Annotated in this window: 18 protein-coding genes and 1 pseudogene; 7 read left to right on the top strand and 12 right to left on the bottom strand. The window is 59.7% G+C overall.

The genetic code is table 11. The annotated features are described in order from the left end of the window. Nucleotides 1-57: 57 nt before the first annotated feature. Nucleotides 58-1,905: a CocE/NonD family hydrolase gene (locus AC3Y64_RS03655; RefSeq protein ID WP_489987919.1), complete on the top strand. Its 1,848-nt coding sequence runs from the start codon at nucleotides 58-60 to the stop codon at nucleotides 1,903-1,905. On the opposite strand, the gene AC3Y64_RS03650 is transcribed toward AC3Y64_RS03655, so the two are convergent. Further along, nucleotides 1,884-2,705, bottom strand: a complete 822-nt coding sequence (locus tag AC3Y64_RS03650) for a phosphatase PAP2 family protein (protein WP_489986481.1) — start codon at nucleotides 2,703-2,705, stop codon at nucleotides 1,884-1,886. The two genes, AC3Y64_RS03655 and AC3Y64_RS03650, sit on opposite strands and share 22 nt — an antisense overlap. Continuing rightward, nucleotides 2,702-3,373 (bottom strand): lipopolysaccharide core heptose(II)-phosphate phosphatase PmrG, encoded by a 672-nt coding sequence (gene pmrG, locus AC3Y64_RS03645; protein ID WP_489986480.1) that lies wholly within the window; start codon nucleotides 3,371-3,373, stop codon nucleotides 2,702-2,704. Before pmrG ends, AC3Y64_RS03650 begins: the two co-directional genes overlap by 4 nt. A 254-nt stretch (nucleotides 3,374-3,627) precedes the next feature. Between pmrG and AC3Y64_RS03640 the strand changes: the two are divergent. The 3 genes and pseudogenes from AC3Y64_RS03640 to gliR form a co-directional block, all read left to right on the top strand. Continuing rightward, nucleotides 3,628-4,689 (top strand): annotated as a pseudogene (locus tag AC3Y64_RS03640) (methyl-accepting chemotaxis protein); the annotation flags it as partial. Next, a complete protein-coding gene (locus AC3Y64_RS03635; RefSeq protein ID WP_370593494.1) occupies nucleotides 4,684-5,547 on the top strand; it encodes a methyl-accepting chemotaxis protein in 864 nt (287 codons plus the stop codon). The pseudogene AC3Y64_RS03640 and the gene AC3Y64_RS03635, both read left to right, overlap by 6 nt. 301 nt (nucleotides 5,548-5,848) lie before the next feature. After that, nucleotides 5,849-6,865, top strand: coding sequence for an AraC family transcriptional regulator GliR (gene gliR, locus AC3Y64_RS03630; RefSeq protein WP_489986479.1), 1,017 nt, complete (start codon nucleotides 5,849-5,851; stop codon nucleotides 6,863-6,865). A gap of 156 nt (nucleotides 6,866-7,021) precedes the next feature. On the opposite strand, the gene AC3Y64_RS03625 is transcribed toward gliR, so the two are convergent. From AC3Y64_RS03625 to mdaB, 8 genes are all read right to left on the bottom strand, one after another. Beyond that, on the bottom strand, nucleotides 7,022-7,390 hold the full coding sequence (locus AC3Y64_RS03625; RefSeq protein WP_489986478.1) for a glyoxalase superfamily protein: 369 nt from the start codon (nucleotides 7,388-7,390) through the stop codon (nucleotides 7,022-7,024). A gap of 64 nt (nucleotides 7,391-7,454) precedes the next feature. Continuing rightward, complete coding sequence (locus AC3Y64_RS03620; RefSeq protein WP_489986477.1) at nucleotides 7,455-8,867, bottom strand: hypothetical protein; 1,413 nt, start codon at nucleotides 8,865-8,867, stop codon at nucleotides 7,455-7,457. Between the two features lie 114 nt (nucleotides 8,868-8,981). After that, complete coding sequence (locus AC3Y64_RS03615; protein ID WP_489986476.1) at nucleotides 8,982-10,445, bottom strand: N-acyl-D-amino-acid deacylase family protein; 1,464 nt, start codon at nucleotides 10,443-10,445, stop codon at nucleotides 8,982-8,984. Between the two features lies 1 nt (nucleotide 10,446). Continuing rightward, a complete protein-coding gene (locus AC3Y64_RS03610; RefSeq protein WP_095191405.1) occupies nucleotides 10,447-11,307 on the bottom strand; it encodes a MurR/RpiR family transcriptional regulator in 861 nt (286 codons plus the stop codon). A gap of 16 nt (nucleotides 11,308-11,323) precedes the next feature. Next, entirely contained in the window at nucleotides 11,324-12,673 is a 1,350-nt protein-coding gene (locus AC3Y64_RS03605; protein ID WP_489986475.1) for a GntP family permease, read from the bottom strand. Between the two features lie 361 nt (nucleotides 12,674-13,034). Beyond that, the gene (locus tag AC3Y64_RS03600) at nucleotides 13,035-13,928 is read right to left on the bottom strand and encodes an NAD-dependent epimerase/dehydratase family protein (protein ID WP_489986474.1); all 894 of its coding nucleotides are present in this window, start codon (nucleotides 13,926-13,928) and stop codon (nucleotides 13,035-13,037) included. A gap of 103 nt (nucleotides 13,929-14,031) precedes the next feature. Continuing rightward, complete coding sequence (locus tag AC3Y64_RS03595) at nucleotides 14,032-14,943, bottom strand: LysR substrate-binding domain-containing protein (protein ID WP_489986473.1); 912 nt, start codon at nucleotides 14,941-14,943, stop codon at nucleotides 14,032-14,034. A 118-nt stretch (nucleotides 14,944-15,061) separates the two neighbouring features. Then, on the bottom strand, nucleotides 15,062-15,652 hold the full coding sequence (mdaB, locus tag AC3Y64_RS03590; protein ID WP_489986472.1) for an NADPH:quinone oxidoreductase MdaB: 591 nt from the start codon (nucleotides 15,650-15,652) through the stop codon (nucleotides 15,062-15,064). A gap of 184 nt (nucleotides 15,653-15,836) precedes the next feature. Here mdaB and AC3Y64_RS03585 point away from each other — a divergent pair, with 184 nt between their 5' ends. Continuing rightward, the gene (locus tag AC3Y64_RS03585) at nucleotides 15,837-16,151 is read left to right on the top strand and encodes a putative quinol monooxygenase (RefSeq protein ID WP_489986471.1); all 315 of its coding nucleotides are present in this window, start codon (nucleotides 15,837-15,839) and stop codon (nucleotides 16,149-16,151) included. On the opposite strand, the gene AC3Y64_RS03580 is transcribed toward AC3Y64_RS03585, so the two are convergent. Beyond that, the gene (locus AC3Y64_RS03580; protein WP_489986470.1) at nucleotides 16,141-16,905 is read right to left on the bottom strand and encodes a sulfite exporter TauE/SafE family protein; all 765 of its coding nucleotides are present in this window, start codon (nucleotides 16,903-16,905) and stop codon (nucleotides 16,141-16,143) included. The genes AC3Y64_RS03585 and AC3Y64_RS03580 overlap by 11 nt on opposite strands. A 212-nt stretch (nucleotides 16,906-17,117) precedes the next feature. Here AC3Y64_RS03580 and AC3Y64_RS03575 point away from each other — a divergent pair, with 212 nt between their 5' ends. Both AC3Y64_RS03575 and AC3Y64_RS03570 read left to right on the top strand, forming a co-directional pair. After that, the gene (locus tag AC3Y64_RS03575) at nucleotides 17,118-18,005 is read left to right on the top strand and encodes a LysR substrate-binding domain-containing protein (RefSeq protein WP_489986469.1); all 888 of its coding nucleotides are present in this window, start codon (nucleotides 17,118-17,120) and stop codon (nucleotides 18,003-18,005) included. A gap of 88 nt (nucleotides 18,006-18,093) precedes the next feature. Beyond that, nucleotides 18,094-18,444, top strand: coding sequence for a cupin domain-containing protein (locus tag AC3Y64_RS03570; RefSeq protein ID WP_122589396.1), 351 nt, complete (start codon nucleotides 18,094-18,096; stop codon nucleotides 18,442-18,444). A 94-nt stretch (nucleotides 18,445-18,538) separates the two neighbouring features. On the opposite strand, the gene mmsB is transcribed toward AC3Y64_RS03570, so the two are convergent. Further along, on the bottom strand, nucleotides 18,539-19,444 hold the full coding sequence (gene mmsB, locus AC3Y64_RS03565) for a 3-hydroxyisobutyrate dehydrogenase (RefSeq protein WP_489986468.1): 906 nt from the start codon (nucleotides 19,442-19,444) through the stop codon (nucleotides 18,539-18,541). Nucleotides 19,445-19,446: the final 2 nt, after the last annotated feature.

The raw sequence follows: 19,446 nt of genomic DNA, 5'->3' as shown, positions 1-19,446 counted from the left end.
CGCCGGTTTCTACAAGGTTCTGATATGAATTCCCTTTGCGAACAGGTTGGCCCGGCGATGCAGTTGTTGCCCGATCAAATGATTACGCTGCGCGACGGCATCCGCCTCGCCACCGATATTTACCTGCCGACCGACAGCACAGGCCCTTGGCCGGTGGTGATCGAACGCACGCCTTACGACAAGCGCAAACCGTCGCGCTCGGAGAAGCAACTCGACGGTCTGCACATTTCCCGTGAAGCCATGGCCGCGCGTTTCACCGCGCGCGGTTTTGTTGCGGTGTTTCAGGACTGTCGCGGGCGCTATGCCTCCGAGGGTGTGTTCACCAAATACACCTCGGAAGGCGAAGACGGTTTCGACACCCTCGCCTGGATCGTCGAGCAACCCTGGTGCAACGGTCGGATCGGCAGCATGGGTTTGTCTTATGCGGCGCACACGCAATTGGCGATGGCCTGTCTGCATCCGCCGGGGTTAAGCAGCATGGTTCTCGACTCCGGTGGTTTTTCGAATGCGTTCCAGTGCGGCATTCGTCAGGGCGGAGCTTTTGAATTGAAGCAGGCAACCTGGGCTTGGCGTCAGGCGAAAGAAAGCCCTGCCGCCCTCGCCGACCCGCAGGTGCGCGCCGCATTGGAGCAGGAAGACATTCACCAGTGGTTTTCGCGCATGCCTTGGCAGGCCGGCCACTCGCCGATTCGCCATGTGCCGGAGTACGAAGCCTATCTGCTGGAGCAATGGGCGCAGGGCAGCTTCACGGATTACTGGCGCAAGTCGGGCATCTACGCCGAAGGTCATTACGATAACCTGCCGGATATTCCGGTGTTGTTCATGTCCAGTTGGTACGACGCTTATGTCAGTTCGACACTGGCCAATTACCATGCCTTCAACCGTCACAACCGCAGCCCCCAGCATTTGATCATGGGCCCGTGGCTACACGGCGATCGCAACATCAGCCACAGCGGCGATGCTGAATTCGGCGCAGCGGCCAACTTCGATGGCAATGTCGCGCGCACCTGGCTCGATTGCCGATTGGACTGGTTTGAGCGCTCGCTCAAGGATCAGTCTCTCGCCCCTGAAACAACGGCACCCGTTCAGGTGTTTTTGATGGGCGGCGGCGATGGCGAGAAGGATGACAACGGTCGTTTGCAACACGGAGGACGCTGGCTGCGGAGTTCGCAGTGGCCGTTGCCCGGCAGTCAGCCGTTCAACCTTTATCTGAATGATCAGCGGCAATTGAGCGAGGACACGCCTTCAGCAAGGGAGTCGAAACTGAGCTATCACGCTGACCCCGATCATCCGGTCCCGACCATTGGCGGCGCCCTGACTTCCGGCGCCCCGGTGTTTGTCGGCGGCGCTTTCGATCAACGCGAGCGCGCCGATTTTTTCGGCACCACGGCTGATGACAGACCCTTGGCCGAACGCGCCGATGTCTTGAGTTTCGAGACTGCACCGTTGAAGGAAGACCTGATCGTCGCCGGCCCGCTAAGCATTGAATTATGGGTGGAGAGCGACGGCCTCGACACGGATTTCACCGCCAAACTGGTCGACGTCTACCCGGACGGCTACGCGATGAACATTACCGACGGGATCGTGCGCTGCCGCTATCGCGACTCATGGGAAAACCCGCAGGCCCTGGTGCCGGGACAGCGGGTAAAAGTAGTGATTGAGCCATTCGCCACTTGCAACCTGTTCAAGCGCGGACATCGCTTGCGGCTGGATATTGCCAGCAGCAACTTTCCGCACTTCGACGTCAACCCCAACAGCGGCGAAGCTGAAGGTCAGGCAACCTGCAAACGCCTCGCTACCAATACGGTACATATGAGCGCCGACTTCGCTTCACGCCTGGTGCTGACCATCCTCACGCCCACCGCGCTGGCCGCCCTCGAACGTCAGGCCACCGATTCGGATTGATGCAGAACGGCCGGTGTTGCGGATGTGCGCAACACCGGTTTCTCCAGTCGCGCCCGACCATAAAACGCCATTGCCGTCAGCAAACACGCCAGCCACACGAAGATCCCGGCCCAGAGCGTATGGGACATGTAGTGCCAGCCCTGCAGAACCCGCGTCGTGCCGTAAACGAAACCGAGCAATATCGAGCCCCAAAAAATCGCCTTGGAAAACCGCGACTGATAGCGCCGCGCAACAAAGTACAACGCCAGCATGGTGAAGCCGCCGGACGCATGTCCGCCCGGCCAGCAACGGCCATCACCCGCTTCATGGAACAGCTGAAAATTTTCGTACCACTCGATATGAGCCATTTTGCCGCCATATAACGTGGTCTCGATCGGGCAGTAAACGCTGGTGTGGGCTTTGAGGAAATGGATCACGCCAGTGCAGACGGCGAACGCCACCACGATAAAGAAAAAATCCCGACGGTGATCAGCTGTAAAGCGCAGTACAGGCGCGACTCTGCTGCGCTCAAGGAACGCACCCAGACGCGGTTGCTTCTGCGGATTGACCAGCGGCCAGATCACCGAGAGCATTGCGCCGATCAGGGCGATTTCTGCTGTCCAGTTCGGAATGATTCGCGCCCACTTGTGCGTGAGTTTTTCGAAGAAGTGAATTTTGTCGAGAGGGAACGTCTGGGTCAGCGGATCGAACAGCAGATTGCTGAAGGCGATGTCGATTCGGGTCATGTCGAACATCAGAAACACCGCCGCTGCGCAGAGCAGCGCAATGCCGAAGTTGTATGCGTAGAAACGGGATTTCATCGGGTGGTCACCGTGCGCCAGTCGGAGGCTTCAATAAAGCCGAGCATTTTCGGAGCCGCCGGATTTGCAGCGGAAACAAACAACGAAGAGCCATAACCGGGGTCGGACGCCGGCACTTTCAGGTCTTTCTCGAATTGCGCGATGCACTCGCTGTGGGTCACCAGAATCAAGTTACGCCCTGGCACTTTGTGCGCCAGCGCCTCTTGCAACATGCGTCCCTTGCAACTGATCAGCCAATCGGCGGCGGTTGAAAGTTTGGTGAACATGTGGCCGGCCGTCTGCACGGTGCGTTCTATCGGGCTGTTGTAGAGATCGGCGTTGTTCAGCCCCAGTTGTTCGAACTGCGAGCCCACTGCGCCTGCGACACTGCGCGAACGCTCGGTAATGCCGTCATTGCCACTCAGGCAGCGCGCTTTGGAGTGATCGCAACGCTCGACGTGGCGCACCAGCACGATCACGTCGCCTTCGGCCCAGCCCTGCGCCAACGCCTGCGCGCCGGCCACATTGCCGTGGGCCAGATCCGGCACAGCTGCGGGCGCCAGCAGCCACAGCGTCAACGGAATCATCAGCACCGAGGCCGCCAACACCACCCAGGTGTTGCGAAAACGCGCCAAACCGCTCAGATCGATGGCGCGTCTGACGCCGAACAGTTTCAGTCTCAATTCCACAAAAAGCCGCCTCGCCGGCATCTATCACTTGTCATTCGATGCGGCGAAGGTACAGAGGCGGGCGTTGGCAGCCAGTGAAACCCATGTGAAAAAAGTCTTGGGAGCGCTTGTTACAAATTCTGTCGGACAAAATCCTTTCAGCTCTCGGCTTTGCTGCCGATACAAACCTGCTAACACCCTTGCTGGCTCAAAAAAACAACAATCTTCCAGCCTAACCGACGACCAAGAAACCCAACGTTTCTGGAGGATTTGTGATGAATAGCTGGTTCGGCAACATCAGCGTAAACATGAAATTGGGCCTGGGCTTCGGCCTGGTGCTGGCCCTGACCTGCGTGCTGGCCTTGACGGGCTGGACCAGCCTGGGCGGCCTGATTGACCGCAGCAACTGGATGAGCGATATCACCCAGCTCAATTCGGGGCTGACCAAACTGCGCGTGGTGCGCCTGCAGTACATGCTGACCAACGGCGATGAAACTGCCGCGCAAAACGTGCAGACCACCCTGGAAGCGTTTGCTGCCCAACAGCAAAAGCTGATCAGCAGCTTCAAGAGCCCGGAAAACGTCAAACTGCTCAAGGAGCAGGCAGCGACCATCGCTGAATACCAGACGTCCCTGAACAAAATGCGCAATGCCTATCGCACCGGCAACACTGCGCGCGACACCATGAACACCAATGCCCAAACCGCTTACAGCCTGATTGAAGCGATCAGCAAACGCGTGCAGCAGATGGACATCAGCGAGCAGCGTTTCGAACAGTTCCAGGCCATCACCACCGCCAAGGAAGCGTTCATCCTCACGCGCTACGAAGTGCGCGGTTACATGGCCACCACCAACGCCGAGACCGAACAGAAAGCCGTCGGCCAACTCGATGTGGCCATCGCCAGCCTGAAGCAATTGAACGTGCACTTTGCTGACAGTCAGCAAGACGCTCTGCGTAAGTTGGAAACCGCGCTCGGCAACTACCGCAGCGCATTGCTGGCGTTTAAAAACGCCAACACTGACGCTGTGCAGGCGCGTAAGGAAATGACCGATCAAGGCGCCGCGATCGTCACCACCAGCGAGCAGCTGTATCAGATCCAGCTCGACCGCCGCGATGTCGAAAGCGCTCAGGCGCGCACGCTGCAGTTGATCAGCACCCTGCTCGCGCTGTTGGTTGGCGTGATCGCCGCGGTGATCATCACCCGTCAGATCACCCGCCCGCTGCAAGAAACCCTGGCCGTGGTCGAGCGCATCGCCAGCGGCGACCTGACCCAGAACGTCACCGTCACCCGCCGCGACGAACTCGGTGTGCTGCAGCAAGGCATCGCGCGCATGGGCGTGACTTTGCGCGACTTGATCAGCGGCATCCGCGACGGCGTCACCCAGATTGCCAGCGCTGCCGAAGAACTGTCGGCCGTGACCGAGCAGACCAGCGCCGGTGTGAACAGCCAGAAAGTCGAGACCGATCAGGTCGCCACCGCCATGCACGAGATGACTGCCACCGTGCAGGAAGTCGCGCGTAATGCCGAAGAAGCTTCGCAAGCCGCCGCCGCTGCTGACGGTGAAGCCCGCGAAGGCGACAAAGTGGTCAACGAAGCCATCGCACAGATCGAACGTCTGGCCAGCGAAGTGGTGCGTTCCACCGAAGCGATGAGCGTGCTGCAACAGGAAAGCGACAAGATCGGCAGCGTCATGGACGTGATCAAGGCAGTTGCCGAACAGACCAACTTGCTTGCGCTGAACGCCGCGATCGAAGCGGCACGTGCCGGTGAAGCCGGTCGTGGTTTTGCCGTGGTCGCTGACGAAGTGCGTGGTCTGGCTCAGCGCACGCAGAAATCCACCGAAGAAATCGAAGGCCTGGTCGCCGGTCTGCAGAACGGCACCCAGCAAGTCTCGGCGGTGATGAACAACAGCCGCGCGCTGACCGACAGCAGCGTGGCCCTGACGCGCAAGGCCGGCGCATCGCTGGAAAACATCACCCGCACGGTGTCGAACATCCAGTCGATGAACCAGCAGATCGCCGCGGCGGCTGAACAGCAGAGCGCCGTGGCTGAAGAAATCAGCCGCAGCATCATCAACGTCCGCGACGTGTCGGAACAGACCGCCGCAGCGAGTGATGAGACCGCAGCGTCGAGTGTTGAACTGGCACGCTTGGGTGGTCAGTTGCAGCAGATGGTCAGCCACTTCCGCGTTTGATCCTGATTTAGCGCTGAAGCAAAAAACCAATCGCGGGCAAGCCCGCTCCCACAGGGTTTTGAGTCGTACACAGAGGTTGTGTTCGACTCGTTAACTGTGGGAGCGGGCTTGCCCGCGATTGCGTTATGGCTTGCGCTACTGAAGCGCTCTTTGCTCGTCACCGTGGTCGCATCCGGCCAGTTCGTGTAGCCAATTGAGTCAAACGTCGCGCCAGCGTCAGCCATTTACTTTAGTCGGGGTTTCAAATTACCTTTCAGGCAATTCGTCCGCCTCCGCTGCCGTTGATCAAAGGAATGCGATCATGCAATCGCTTGGCTTCACCTCGGTTCCGCCGTTGCTCAAGTACCTGCGCCACGCCGAACAACTGGGCATGGCCATCGAGCCTGCGTTGGCAGCGGCGGGTTTGCAGGCGCAGCAGCTGAGCGACAATACCCTGCGCTTGCCCGGTGAGGCGCATGAACGCTTGCTGGATTATTTCTGCGAACATTCGGGCGATCCGTTGTTCGGGCTCCACGCGGCGAATTTCGTCCTGCCCAACTCGTGGAGCGTGCTCGGCTACATCACCATGAACTGCGCCACGCTGGGCGATGCGATGAGCCGGATCATGCCGTTCGAGAAACTGGTCGGTGACATGGGCGTCAGTCGCGTCGAGGTGCTGGATGGCCACGTGCATCTGATCTGGACGTGCCGTTATCAGCGCGCACGGATTCGTCGGCATCTGGTGGAGAACGTCCTCGGTTCGTGGCTGCACTATGCGCGCTGGATTGCTGATACGCAGTTGTCGCCGGCCGCTGTCTGGTTCGAACATGCCTGCCCGGCCGAGGCGACACCGGCGCAGTACGAGGCGTTTTTTGATTGCCCGGTGTGGTTTGATCAGCCCTATTCAGCGCTGGTGGTGCCGCTGGCTTATTTGCAGCTGCCGTTGCGCCAGGCCGATGCGCAATTACTGCGGACGCTGGAAGAACATGCGCTGGGATTGATGGCGGCGCTGGAGGATGCGTCGCTGGAGCAGCAGGTGAAAAACATCCTGCGCCAATTGCTCAAGGAAGGCTTGCCGCGCAAGGAACAGGTAGCCGAACAGCTCGCTGTTTCAGTGCGTACGTTGCAGCGGCAGTTGCATCAGGCGGGAACGTCGTATCAGCAGATTCTCGATGACTTGCGTCAGGAGCTGGCGGAGCATTATCTGCTCAACAGCACGCTGCCGATTCAGGACATTGCCCAGTATCTGGGGTTTACCGAACCGCGGTCGTTTCACCGCACGTTCAAGAGCCGATGCGGGATCCCGCCGGGGAAATTTCGGCAGATGCATCGGGGATGAATGTTCTGGCCTCATCGCTGGCAAGCCAGCTCCCACAGGTTCAGCGGTGATCACAAATTTTATGCACGACACCAAACACTGTGGGAGCTGGCTTGCCAGCGATGGCGGTGTGACATTCAACACCTGCGTTGGCTGAAGTAGCGCTTTCGCTTCACCTCAGAGGCTGATCGCATTGGTAAACACCAACCGATTGCCAAACGGATCGGCAATCGTCATGTCCTGACTGCCCCACGGCATCGCCTGAATCTGCGGGTGCGAAAACTTGTAGTCCTTGGCGATCAACTGCTGCTGAAACGCTTCCAGCTCATCGGTCTCGATACGCAACGCCGAACCCGGGCTCGCGTCGCCATGATGCTCGGACAGATGCAACACGCACTCGCCTCGCGACACCTGCAGATACAACGGAAAATTCGCCTCGAAGCGATGCTGCCAGTCGATCTTGAAGCCGAGGAAGTCGACATAGAATTCCAGTGCTTTGCGCTCATCGAAAATTCGCAGTATCGGAGTGGTTTTACCGAAGCTCATGGGCATGCTCTCGCGTATGGGGTACGCCCGTCTGAGGCGGGCGTGTCGGATTCAAACTGCCGGCTCAGCGTACTGTCTTGAGCGTGACGTCATGGTAGTAAAAACTGTTCTTGTCGGTGCGTGCGAAGAAAAAGTAACCATAGTCCTGCAGGTAGTAATACGTGTCGACCCGTTCGTACTCATCGTTATCTTGCCGGCAGAAAAGCTCTTTGGCCGCGCCGCTGAGCGTGGCATTAAGCTCACCAGCGGACAGTTCACGCACGACCGTACATTCGTTGCTGCGGCTGATATCGCTGGACTTGCCGATCAGCGAGTTGAACGAGCGCGATCGCGTTGTGTAACCCAGTTTGCCGTTGACCGGCATATGCTGCCAGTCGCCGGTGAAATGGAGTTCCTCCATGCTGGAACCGTCCTTCATCGTCGAAGAACTCCCCTTGCCGTACAGGGATTGCCTGACGAGATCGAACAGCCCGCGAAAAGTCACGCTGTTGCCTTCGTAACGCTTGGCCGTCAAGCGCTGGGAAAACTGACCGCTGGCAGCGTCGACTTCCAGGAAACGTTCCTCACGCATGTCCGAAGTCGTGGATTTGTAGGTGGACTTGCCCACCACTTCCACGTAGCTGAGGGGCTTGCTGACCGGGGGCATATTCAGGCGCTTGATGGCGGAGAGCGCCTCCTCGGGCACCTTCGGCAGGCTGACCGGAAGGGTCTTCTTGGCACGCGGCACGAACACCGGCAGTTGCGCGATGGATTGTGGTTTTTCGCACGCCAGTTTGAACAGCATTTCGTATTCGGCATTGCCGCCGGCGATCGCAGTAGACGTCAGGGAAGTGCGATCCTGGCCATCGGTCACCGTGTTGGCGGCATTCAGGTCATACCCGGCGACCTGACGGAAAACCTGCTTTGTGCAATTGACCGCGTACTGCTCGCGCTTTTGTGCGTAGGGCGCGTCATAAGGCATATCAAACGCAACAAAAGGGTTGTCATATGCAGCCCAGAATTTCAGCTCACCGCCTTCGTTCTTGAGGCTGTTGCGATCGATCAATACCCACTGTTCTTCGCCCGAGCCCTTGACCACCCGCCAGTCGGGCTGCGGTGTCTGTGCGCAGGCACGGATAAAGTCAGGGTTACGCCTGAGCGCCGGATAAACCGCCGCAGGAATGGGCAAGCCCTCGCTGTACTGGCGACTATTGGTCCCCAGGTAGCGACGGACAGAGCTGGTCAGGTAAAGCAAACTGCCGCGATCCGCCGTGCAGGAGGCTTCAAGTTGCGCAAGGATGCCCGAGCCTGCTTGATTGCTGCCGCTCTCGCTGACTTGAAAGCTCAGGACATCGCCTTCACGAATAATCGAATCGGTCACGATCGGACGCAACAGGATGCCACTGTCTCCAGCGCCTGCGGCAGCCTGTTTATCTTGCGGGGTGGCGACGCAACCACTCAAGAGCGTGACGGCGACAAGCAAACAAACGCGATACATGAAACTCCCTCGGCGACGAACGCCAAATCCACTGAATGTCAGCGATTCGGCTTGGCCGATAAAATCTTTAGTTCCAATGTGCCATCATTCGTCTACTGCAGCCTTCAGCGCCTTCTAAGGCGAGGTAAATCCGCCGCGTAAATCGCCCTGCCTCGCAAGGAAACGACCTTCACGACGGCCCGTCGCCTGTCCCTCGCGATAACTCAACACGCCGTTGATCCAAACCCCATCGATGCCTTGCGCGGCGCGTTGCGGATCAGTGAAATCCGCCACATCACGCACGGTCGCCGGGTCGAACAACACCAGATCCGCCCAATAGCCTTCACGAATCTCGCCCCGCTCCTTCAAGCCGAATCGCGCCGCCGACAGGCCGGTCATCTTGTGCACCGCGGTGTGCAGCGGAAACAGGCCGACATCGCGACTGAAATGTCCGAGCACCCGTGGGAAAGCGCCCCACAGACGCGGATGCGGGAACGGGTCTTCCGGCAGTCCGTCAGAACCCACCATCGACAATGGATGCACGAGGATTCTTCGTACATCGGCCTCGTCCATGCCGTAGTACACCGCGCCCGCCGGTTGCAGACTTTTGGCGGCATCGAGCAGAGGCAGATTCCATTCGGCGGCGATGTCGATCAGGTCGCGACCGCTGACTTCCGGGTGCGGCGTCGACCAGGTGATGGTGATGCGATGCGCATCGGTGACTTGCTTCAAATCCAGCGTCGAAGAACTCGCCGCATACGGGTAGCAATCGCAGCCGACCGGGTGGGTTTTCGCGGCTTCTTCCAATGATGCGAGCAATTGCGGACTGCGCCCCCAGTTACCCACGCCGGCACACTTGAGGTGGGAAATAATCACCGGCGATTTGGCGTGGCGGCCGATCTGAAAGGCCTCATCCATCGCCTCCAGAACCGGGGCGAATTCGCTGCGCAAATGGGTGGTGTATACCGCACCGAATGCCGTCAGCTCTTCAGTCAGTTGCATCACTTCATCGGTCGACGCGTTGTAGGCGCTGGCGTAGGCCAGACCTGTGGATAAACCCAATGCACCGGCCTCAAGGCTTTCGCGCAACTGCTCGCGCATCGCAGTTATTTCTTCCGGCGTGGCGGTGCGAAACAGGTCGTCCAGATGATTGCTGCGCAATGCAGTGTGGCCAATCAGTGCTGCCACGTTCAGCGTGGTATTCGCCGCTTCGATTGCCGCGCGGTAATCGCTGAATCGCGGATAAACGAAGGCCGCCGCAGTGCCGAGCAGATTCATCGGATCCGGCGGATTGCCCTTCAATTTCACGGGCGAAGCGCTGATCCCGCAGTTGCCGACAATCACCGTGGTCACGCCCTGGCTGAGCTTGGGCAGCATTTCCGGCTGACGAATCACCACGGTGTCGTCGTGGGTGTGCACGTCGATAAAACCCGGCGCCAACACACGGCCGGCCGCGTCGATTTCTTCGGGCGCCGTGGCATCGTGCAAGTCGCCGATGCGCTCGATGCGGCCCTCGCGAATCGCCACGTCGGCCTTGTATCCGGGCGTGTTGCTGCCGTCGATGATCAGGGCATTGCGAATCAGGGTGTCGTACAGCATGTCAGTCTCCCAGCGGCAGGTGATCGTCGCCGCCTCGGTATTCGTCGAGGGCGAGTTTGATCCGCCGCAGACGTTCTTGATTGTCTTCAGGATTGGCCAGCGCCAGCTCGGTGGCGAGCACGTCGATGGCCAGTAGCATGCCGTAGCGCGCCGCCGTCGGTTTGTAGATGAACGAGGTTTCGGCGCCTTGCAGCGGCAGGACGATGTCGGCCAGTTCGGCCAGCGGCGAATCGGCGCGGGTGATGGCGAGAATGCGTGCGCCGTAATTGCGCGCCAGTTCGACGGTCTCGAGCAGTTCCGGGGTGATGCCGGTCAGCGAGCAGACGATGAGCACTTGTTCGGCGTTGAGGCTGGCGGCGGTGACGCGCATCATTACCGCGTCATGACACACCGCAATCGGGTAGCCGAGACGTACCAGGCGTACCTGCAATTCGTCGCTGCAAAGGGTCGAGCAACCGCCCATGCCGAAGGCGTGAATCATCCGCGCCTGGCCGAGCAGTTTCACTGCGTCGGCGAAGCGTGACTCGTCGAATCCGGCCAGATGCTGGCGCAGCGTGGTTTCGATGTCGCCGACGATCTGCCCGTAGAACGCCGACTGTTCAGGCGTGCCCGCCGGGTCGAGAAAACGGCTACCAACGCCGCTGGCCTGGGCCAGTTGCAGGCGCAGATCACGCAAGTCGCGGCAACCAACCGTGCGGGCGAAACGCGACAGCGTGGCGGTGCTGACTTCGGCACGTTGCGCCAGATCTTCGAGGCTGGCGCTCGCGGCAAAACCGACGTCGTCGAGCATCAGCCGGGCGATGCGGCCTTCGCCGGCGCTGAAGGAATCCTGGCGGGCACGGATCTGGTAGAGGATGTCCATGGGCGGTGGGCTCCGGTTACAGCAGGTAAGAAAGACCGACGGTCATTGCAAAAGCGACCACCGAAATCAGGGTCTCCAATACAGTCCAGGTCTTGAAAGTCTGGGCGACCGTCATGTTGAAGTATTCCTTGATCAACCAGAAGCCGCCGTCGTTGACGTGGGAAAAGATAACCGAGCCGGCGCCGGTCGCCAGCACCAACAGCTCAGGGTGCGGATATCCCAGACCAATGGCCACCGGCGCGACCACGCCGGACGCGGTGGTCATCGCCACGGTCGCGGAGCCGGTGGCGATGCGCATCAACGCGGCGAACAGCCAGCCCATGATCAGCGGCGACAGGTGAAATTCGTGCGCGAGGCCGACGATCTGATCGGTCACGCCTGCGTCGACCAGGATCCGGTTCAAGCCGCCGCCAGCGCCGACCAGCAAGGTGATACTGGCTGTCGGCGCCAGGCATTCGTTGGTGAATTTGAGGATCGATTCGCGGTTGAAACCCTGAGCAATCCCGAGCGTCCAGAAGCTCAACAACGTCGCCAGCAACAGCGCAATCACCGAGTTGCCGATGAATAGCAGGAACTGATTGAAGCCGCTGCCCGGCATGGAAATCAGGTTGGCCCAGCCCCCGAGCAGCATCAACACCACGGGCAACAGAATGGTCGCCATGGTGATGCCAAAACCCGGCAGTTTGTCCCGTGGTTCGCGGTCGAGGAATTGTTTTTCCAGCGGGTTATCCGCCGGCAACTGAATGCGCGGCACGATGAATTTGGCGTACAGCGGCCCGGCAATGATTGCCGTTGGAATGCCGATGGCAATCGCATACAGCAAGGTCTGCCCGACCGAGGCCTGATAGGCCTGCACCGCGAGCATCGCCGCCGGGTGCGGCGGCACCAGCGCATGCACCACCGACAGGCCGGCGACCATCGGCAAACCGACCATCAGAATCGACACGCCAACCCGCCGTGCCACGGTAAACGCAATCGGCACCAGCAAGACGAAACCGACTTCGAAGAACAGCGGCAGCCCAACCAGAAAAGCGATGCAGACCATCGCCCAGTGCGCGTTCTTCTCGCCGAATTTATCGATCAGCGTGCGCGCCATCTGCTCGGCGCCCCCGGACTCGGCCATCATCTTGCCAAGCATCGTCCCCAGCGCCACCACCAGCGCAATATGCCCCAGCGTTTTGCCAACCCCAGCCTCATACGCCCCCACCACACCCGAGGCTGGCATCCCGGCCACCAGCGCCAGGCCAATGGAAATCAAGGTAATGACAATAAACGGATTGAGCCGGTAACGGGCGATCAGGACGATCAAAGCGATGATGGCAACGGCTGCATAAACCAGCAGCCAATAGCCGAAGTCAGGCGTCATGCGGTACTCCTCGAAAGGGTCACGTTCGAATGGGTTGTGAAACTCATAAATCATTTCGAGATCGAGATTTCAAACCGCATGAAAGTAATTTTCGTGGAGAGGTAAGGCGTGTCGCTAATGGATATGTCTTGTCGCGATTAATGAAAATCGCGGGGCGGGATTTTCATGCTTATGCAGCCACACAGCCCCTGTAGGAGTGAGCCTGCTCGCGATTGCGTCAGATACAACGCGGATAACCTGTGGGAGCTGGCTTGCCAGCGATAACGGCTGCAGGTTCAACATAGATGCTGACTGATCGACCGCTATCGCTGGCAAGCCAGCTCCCACAGGTTCGGTGGTGATTACAAGGTTGGCGTAAGCGTCACACCATTTCGTTACGAATCCATTCAACCACCGACGTGCGCTTCGGCGCCCAGCCCAGCAGTTCGCGGGCATGTTTGCCGCGCACTCGGCTGTTGGAGCCGAGGCCGTAGTTGGCCATTTCGTAGCCCCATTCGGCTTCGGCTTCTTTCAATGGCCAGTCTTGCGGTTGGCCCAGGTTCAGCGCTTGGGCCATGGCGGTGGTCATGTCGATAAACGACGCTTCGCCGCTTTCGACGAAGTAGAACGTGCCCGGGACGTTTTTGGTCAGCGCCAGCAGGTAGAGGGCGACGACGTCTTCGATGTGCACGTTGGACCAGATGTTCTGGCCGGTACCAACGTGGCGAACGATACCGCTTTTGCGCGCTTGCTTGAGCAATCGCGGCAGTTGCACGCTGTCGCGATTGACGCCCAGGCTGTGGCCGTAGATCAGCGTGTTGCAGATGACGGCGGAGTTCACGCCATCCTTCGCCGCCGCGAGGATCAGATTGTCGATGGCCACGCGTGCAGCCTTGTCGACGGTCGGCTCCGGCAGGTTGTCTTCGTAGTAGATGACGTCGCTGGACTTACCACCCGACGCATCGCCAACGATGCTCGAACCGCTGGTGTGCAGAAACACTTTGTTGGTACCGCGCAAAGCATCAAGCAACGCTTCCACCGCGCCACGATGATCGCTGCTGGCGGCGTTGATCACCGCGTCGGCGGCGCGGGCCCGTTCGGCGAGCAGTGATTTGTCATCAAGCGTGCCGATGACCGCGGTGATGCCAAGTGCTTTCAGCTCGGCTGCCTGTTCAGCGCTGCGAACCAGACCGGTGACTTTATGCCCTGCCTGAACCAGACCGGTAGCGATCGAGCCGCCGATAAAACCGGCAGCGCCGGTGACGAATACGTTCATGGAGTAACTCCCTGCGTGAGTAAGTGATGGGACGAGTATCGGCCCGTGAGCCCAAGGGAAACACCCGCCCTCACCCAAATCACTGTTGCGCAGAGGTCACGAATCAGCCCTTGAAATCGGCGCTGGCGTAGGCGGCGAGTTTGCTCTGGATGAAGTCGAGGAAGCATTGAATGCGCAGCGCCAGTTGCGAGTTACGGTAGTACACCGCGTTGATCGGCTGGCGATAACCGCTGTTGAATTCACCGAGCAGGACTTTCAGGCGCCCGGCGCGGATGTCGTCGATGGTCATGAAGTGCGACAAGCACGCGATGCCCTGCCCTTCCAGCGCCAGATGGCGCACGGTCTCGCCGCTGGAAGCGCTGATCGCCGGGGTGATCGGCCAGCGGTCGCCGTGCACATAGCGCAGCGGCCATTGGTTGAGGCCTTCGTTCTGGGTGAAGCCGAGTAAGGTGTGTTCGCTCAAGTCCGCCACTTGCTGCGGCGCGCCATGTTTTTCCAGATAGGCCGGGCTGGCGACAATCAGCAGCGGACTGCAACCCAGCGAACGTGCGTGCAACGTCGAATCGGCGAGGGTGCCGATGCGGATGGCGACGTCGGTGCTTTGTTCCAGCAGGTCAATGATCAGGTCATTGCTGTTGAGTTCGAGCTGGATGTCCGGGTAGAGCCGGCGGAATTCATCGATGTACGGGACGATGGCGTGGAGCATGAACGGCGAAGCGGCGTTGATCCGCAAACGTCCGGATGGCGTTTGCTGGCGCGAAGACAGGCGTTCTTCGAGTTGATCCATCTGATCGAGAATCAGCTTGGCGTGCTCGAAGAAGTACTTGCCCTCCTCGGTCAGGTCCATGCGCCGCGTGGTGCGGTTGATCAGCGTGGTGTCGAGTTTGGCTTCCAGCTTCGACAGCGTGCGGCTGACGGCTGATGGAGTCTGGCCGACTTGCTCGGCGGCTGCGGAGATCGAACCGCATTCGATCACGCAGACGAAAATCTGCAACTCATCGGATCTGGCTTTCACGGGTGTCCTCTTTGAGATCGCCAAGATCGCAGCCTGCGGCAGCTCCTACATGTGAACTCTGTAGGAGCTGCCGCAGGCTGCGATCTTTTGCTGTTCACCGATAGTAGCCCTAAACCACTTAAGCCTTAAGGCTAAACGCCTCGGTCAGGTGCTGCTCATACCGCGCTACATCGGCCTCGATATTCGGACGCTTCATCACGTCGACACAGAGGAACGTCGGCAGCCCGGTCATGCCCAAAAATTCGTTGGCCTTGTGGAACGGGAAGTACACCGCATCAACGCCTTTGGCTTCAAAGAAATCAGTCGGGTCATCGAAGGCCTGCTGCGGTGCATTCCAGGTCAGCGACAGCATGTATTGCTTGCCCTGAATCAGACCACCGCTGCCGTACTTCTGCGATGCATCGGAGCGTGTGCGGCCATCGCTGGCGTAAAGGCTGCCGTGGCCTTCGGTGAAGACTTCGTCGAGATACTTTTTCACTGTCCACGGCGCGCCCATCCACCAGCCCGGCATCTGATAAATGATCACGTCGGCCCAGAGGAATTTGGCCACTTCTTCAGCGACGTCGTAGCCCTCATCGATGAATGTGGTTTTGACGTCGACACCGCCGCGATCCAGCACGCTCAGTGCGGTTTCGTGCAGGGTGGTGTTGTAGCGACCGTCGGAGTGGGCGAATTTTTTACCGCCATTGAGCAGCAATACTTTTTTCATCAGAAGACCTCGGCGCAGCCATTGGGCTGGGTGGAGAAGGGAAAATGGAATGGCGGCAGATTAACGGTCCGCCTCGCGCGGAATAAGCCGTGATTACGCAAAATACATTTGACTGAAAAGCACGAATCGAATGCCGATTATTGCAATAGCATCCGCAGCCATCTGAATTTGAGGAGTTGTTGCGATGAGTGAACGCCAGGGTTTTATCCTGCACGCCAAGACCCGCCCGGAGAAAGCCGAGGCCTTTGAGACACTGTTTCGCGCCTATGTCGAGCCGAGTCGCGCGGAGCCGGGCTGCATCGAATACCACATGCTGCGCGACAAGGAAGATCCGTCGCTGTTTATCTTCTACGAGATCTGGGCATCCCAGGCACATCTCGACGTGCATTCGAATCTGCCACACATGAAGGCATTTTTTGAACGGCGCATGGATTATCTGGAACGCGACTTCGAGATCCGCGCCATCGACATGCTCAGCGAAGCCTCGGCTAACCGCTGATCAGCAAGTGGGCGCCGAGCACGCCCAGTCCGATAAAGAACACTCGCTTGAACAACTCCGCACTGATGCGTTGCCGCAACCATTGGCCGAGCAGCATGCCGAGGACGGCGGGGATCAGCGCCAGCAACGAAGCGTTCAATTCGCCGCCGCCGAGGGCGCCACGCCAGAGCAGTCCAGCGGCCAACGCCAGCGTCGAAACGGTGAAGGACAGACCCAGCGCCTGCACCAGTTCATCACGGTTCAAACCCAATGCCTGCATATACGGCACAGCCGGAATCACGAACACGCCAGTGGCTGAGGTGATGACGCCGGTGATCAAACCGCACAGCGGACCGAGCCAGCGCTCATGGCGAGGTTTTACGTGCAGCGTTGGCAGGAACAATCCGCTCAACGCATACAGCAACAGCGCCGCGCCGAGCCCGCGCACCACCCAGTGCCCGCCCGCCATGCCGATCCACAGCGTGCCGATGCCGGTGCCGAGGAAGATCATCAACAACATCGGCCAGAGGCGCTTGATCAGGCCTTTCAAGTGACCACCGAACGCCAGCTGCCAGACATTGGTCAGCGTGGCCGGAATGATCAGTAAAGCGGCAGCCTGCGACGGCGCCATAGCCAGACCGAGCAAACCCATGGCGACGGTGGGCAAGCCGAGGCCGATCACGCCTTTGATCAGGCCGGCAAGGATGAAAGTGGCGATGACCAGCAAGGACAGGGCAAGGCCGAGGTTTTGGTAGAAGTCGGTGAGTGTGTTCATGGGCGTACTGTGCGCGAGTCGAGGTTGGCTGAAAATCTGCCATATACTGAGGTTGCCTCTGCTTTTTTGAGAGGCTGATGGCCTCATCGCTGGCAAGCCAGCTCCCACAGGGTTTAGTGTTGATCACAAAATTTGAGAACCACACAAATCCTGTGGGAGCTGGCTTGCCAGCGATGGGGCTGGCATAAACTCCACAAAAACCGGCTTCCCCCATGCACTTCGACCTCACCGACCTGCGCCTCTACCTGAACATCCTCGACACCGGCAACATCACCGCTGGCGCCGCGCGCAGCCATTTATCCCTCGCTGCAGCCAGCGCCAGAATCCGCGCCATGGAAGCCTCGCTCGGCACAGATTTTCTTGAGCGCGGGCGCCGTGGCGTCACCCCGACACCCGCCGGCAACGCCCTCGCCCACCACGCGCGTATCCTTCTGCAACAGGCCGAACGCATGCAGCAGGATCTCGCCGACTACGCCCAAGGTGTCAAAGGTCAGGTGCGGCTACTGTGCAACACCACGGCGATCACCGAATACCTGCCGGAGGTGCTCGCCGATTTCCTGCGCGACCACCCCAATCTCGACATCGACCTGCGAGAACTGCCGAGCGCGCGCATCACCCACGCCTTGCGCCAAGGTGCGGCAGACCTCGGCATCGTCTCCGATGCGGTAGACACCAGCGACCTGCAGACACAACCGTTTCGCGACGATCCACTGGTGCTGATTCTGCCCCTCGATCACCCGTTGTCTGACACCAACGAGGTCAGTTTCAGCGAGGCATTGCACCACGACTTTGTCGGGCTCAGCGCCAACAGTGCTTTGGCGATCTACCTTGAAGAACAAGCCTTGCACAGCGGTGCGCGTATGCAGGTGCGGATCCGGGCTGACGGTTTCGACGGCGTGATGCGCATGGTCGGCCGAGGTGCCGGGCTGGCCATCGTGCCGCTGGCCGCTGTCGAGCGCGCGGCGCCATGCGGTTTCAAAAGCGTAGCGCTCAACGAACCGTGGGCGCGTCGCACGCTGCAACTGTGCGCGAGGGATTTCGGCGCCCTGCCGGGTTATGCCAAAGCCTTGCTGGACGCGCTTACTGATGCGCGTTTCTGAGCAGCTTGATGTCGACCCCAGACAACTGAGCACCGACCGGGCGCTATAGGGTGCGAGTTCTTTCTCAAGCCCAATGCCCGGAGTCCTCATGACCGCGACCGCCCCTATCACCGTTCTGCGCGACACCCATCCGCTGCCGGTACTCGATGCCTGCAAATGGGAAAAACTCGAAGGTGATCCGCACACCGTCAACCTCAACGCCTACACCAGTGAGGACGGCAGCAAGATCATGGGCACGTGGATCTGCACGCCGGGCAAATGGCGCGTTGAATACGTGAAGTGGGAATACTGCCATTTCCAGGAAGGCTACTGCGTGATCACCCCGGACGGCATGGCGCCGATTCACCTGCGCGCCGGCGATATCTTCGTCGTTGAGCCGGGCATGAAAGGCACATGGGAAGTGGTCGAAACCGTGCGCAAATATTTCGTGTTCGCCTGATGCAAAAAAGCCGGGAGATCACCCGACGTGATTTCCCGGCAAACAATCTCAAACACACACCATTGCCCTGCAGGGCTAGCCCCCCACAGTTTTTTCAGCGCTGTCCTTCTATTGCAGCAGGCTTGCGATAGCTGTTGATGATCGCCGAGAAATCTTTCCCGCCGTCCCCACGCTGACTCATCGCCTGATACAACTGCTGCGCTACCGCGCCGAGCATCACCGGTTGGTGCGCCTGACGCGCCGCTTCGGTCGCCAGCCCCAGATCCTTGAGCATCAATTCGGCACCGAACCCACCGGTATAACCACGGGACGCCGGCGCCGTTTCGACGATCCCCGGCCACGGGTTGTACATCTCGGAACTCCAGCAACGCCCGGTCGAACTGTTGATGATCCCGGCCAGCACCGTCGTGTCGATGCCCAATGCATCGCCCAGCGCCATCGCTTCGCTGACGCCGACCATCGAAATTGCCAGCAGCAGGTTGTTGCAGATCTTGGCGATCTGCCCGGTGCCGACCTCACCGCAATGCACGATGTTGCGACCCATCTGCGCGAGCACCGGTTGCAGGGTGGCGAACAGTTCCGGGGTGGCGCCGACCATGAAGGTCAGGGTGCCAGCGGTCGCACCGCCCGTGCCGCCGGAGACCGGTGCGTCAGCCATCGCCACGCCTTGTTTCGCGGCAGCGGCAGCCACGTCACGGGCAGTCTGCGGATCAATCGTGCTGCAATCCACCGTCGGCACGCCTTTGCCGATGCCTGCGAGCACGCCGTCCTCACCCAGCCAGACGCTACGCACATGCACAGCCGCCGGGAGCATGGTGATTACCAGCTCTGCATCTTCCGCAGCTTCGCGAGCCGAAGCGCGAATGGTGCCGCCCAGTTGCTCGAGTTCCGCCAGCACGGTTTTGTTCAGATCGACCAGATTCAGCGAATGACCAGCCTTGATCAGGTTGCGCGCCATCGGCGCGCCCATGTTGCCCAGACCGATAAATGCGATTTTCATGG

The organism is Pseudomonas sp. 4CAES_32.4, from assembly GCF_058136335.1.
Note: the sequence above shows the minus strand (reverse complement) of the source record. Positions and strands in the feature narration are given on the sequence as shown.

Bases quoted from the DNA above. Each gene is read 5' to 3' on its own strand.
- AC3Y64_RS03655 (WP_489987919.1), top strand. From the start codon at position 58: ATGCAGTTGTTGCCCGATCAAATGATTACGCTGCGCGACGGCATCCGC.
- AC3Y64_RS03650 (WP_489986481.1), bottom strand. From the start codon at position 2,705: ATGAAATCCCGTTTCTACGCATACAACTTCGGCATTGCGCTGCTCTGC.
- AC3Y64_RS03635 (WP_370593494.1), top strand. From the start codon at position 4,684: ATGGGCGTGACTTTGCGCGACTTGATCAGCGGCATCCGCGACGGCGTC.
- gliR (WP_489986479.1), top strand. From the start codon at position 5,849: ATGCAATCGCTTGGCTTCACCTCGGTTCCGCCGTTGCTCAAGTACCTG.
- AC3Y64_RS03625 (WP_489986478.1), bottom strand. From the start codon at position 7,390: ATGAGCTTCGGTAAAACCACTCCGATACTGCGAATTTTCGATGAGCGC.
- AC3Y64_RS03620 (WP_489986477.1), bottom strand. From the start codon at position 8,867: ATGTATCGCGTTTGTTTGCTTGTCGCCGTCACGCTCTTGAGTGGTTGC.
- AC3Y64_RS03615 (WP_489986476.1), bottom strand. From the start codon at position 10,445: ATGCTGTACGACACCCTGATTCGCAATGCCCTGATCATCGACGGCAGC.
- AC3Y64_RS03610 (WP_095191405.1), bottom strand. From the start codon at position 11,307: ATGGACATCCTCTACCAGATCCGTGCCCGCCAGGATTCCTTCAGCGCC.
- AC3Y64_RS03605 (WP_489986475.1), bottom strand. From the start codon at position 12,673: ATGACGCCTGACTTCGGCTATTGGCTGCTGGTTTATGCAGCCGTTGCC.
- AC3Y64_RS03600 (WP_489986474.1), bottom strand. From the start codon at position 13,928: ATGAACGTATTCGTCACCGGCGCTGCCGGTTTTATCGGCGGCTCGATC.
- mdaB (WP_489986472.1), bottom strand. From the start codon at position 15,652: ATGAAAAAAGTATTGCTGCTCAATGGCGGTAAAAAATTCGCCCACTCC.
- AC3Y64_RS03585 (WP_489986471.1), top strand. From the start codon at position 15,837: ATGAGTGAACGCCAGGGTTTTATCCTGCACGCCAAGACCCGCCCGGAG.
- AC3Y64_RS03580 (WP_489986470.1), bottom strand. From the start codon at position 16,905: ATGAACACACTCACCGACTTCTACCAAAACCTCGGCCTTGCCCTGTCC.
- AC3Y64_RS03575 (WP_489986469.1), top strand. From the start codon at position 17,118: ATGCACTTCGACCTCACCGACCTGCGCCTCTACCTGAACATCCTCGAC.
- AC3Y64_RS03570 (WP_122589396.1), top strand. From the start codon at position 18,094: ATGACCGCGACCGCCCCTATCACCGTTCTGCGCGACACCCATCCGCTG.
- mmsB (WP_489986468.1), bottom strand. From the start codon at position 19,444: ATGAAAATCGCATTTATCGGTCTGGGCAACATGGGCGCGCCGATGGCG.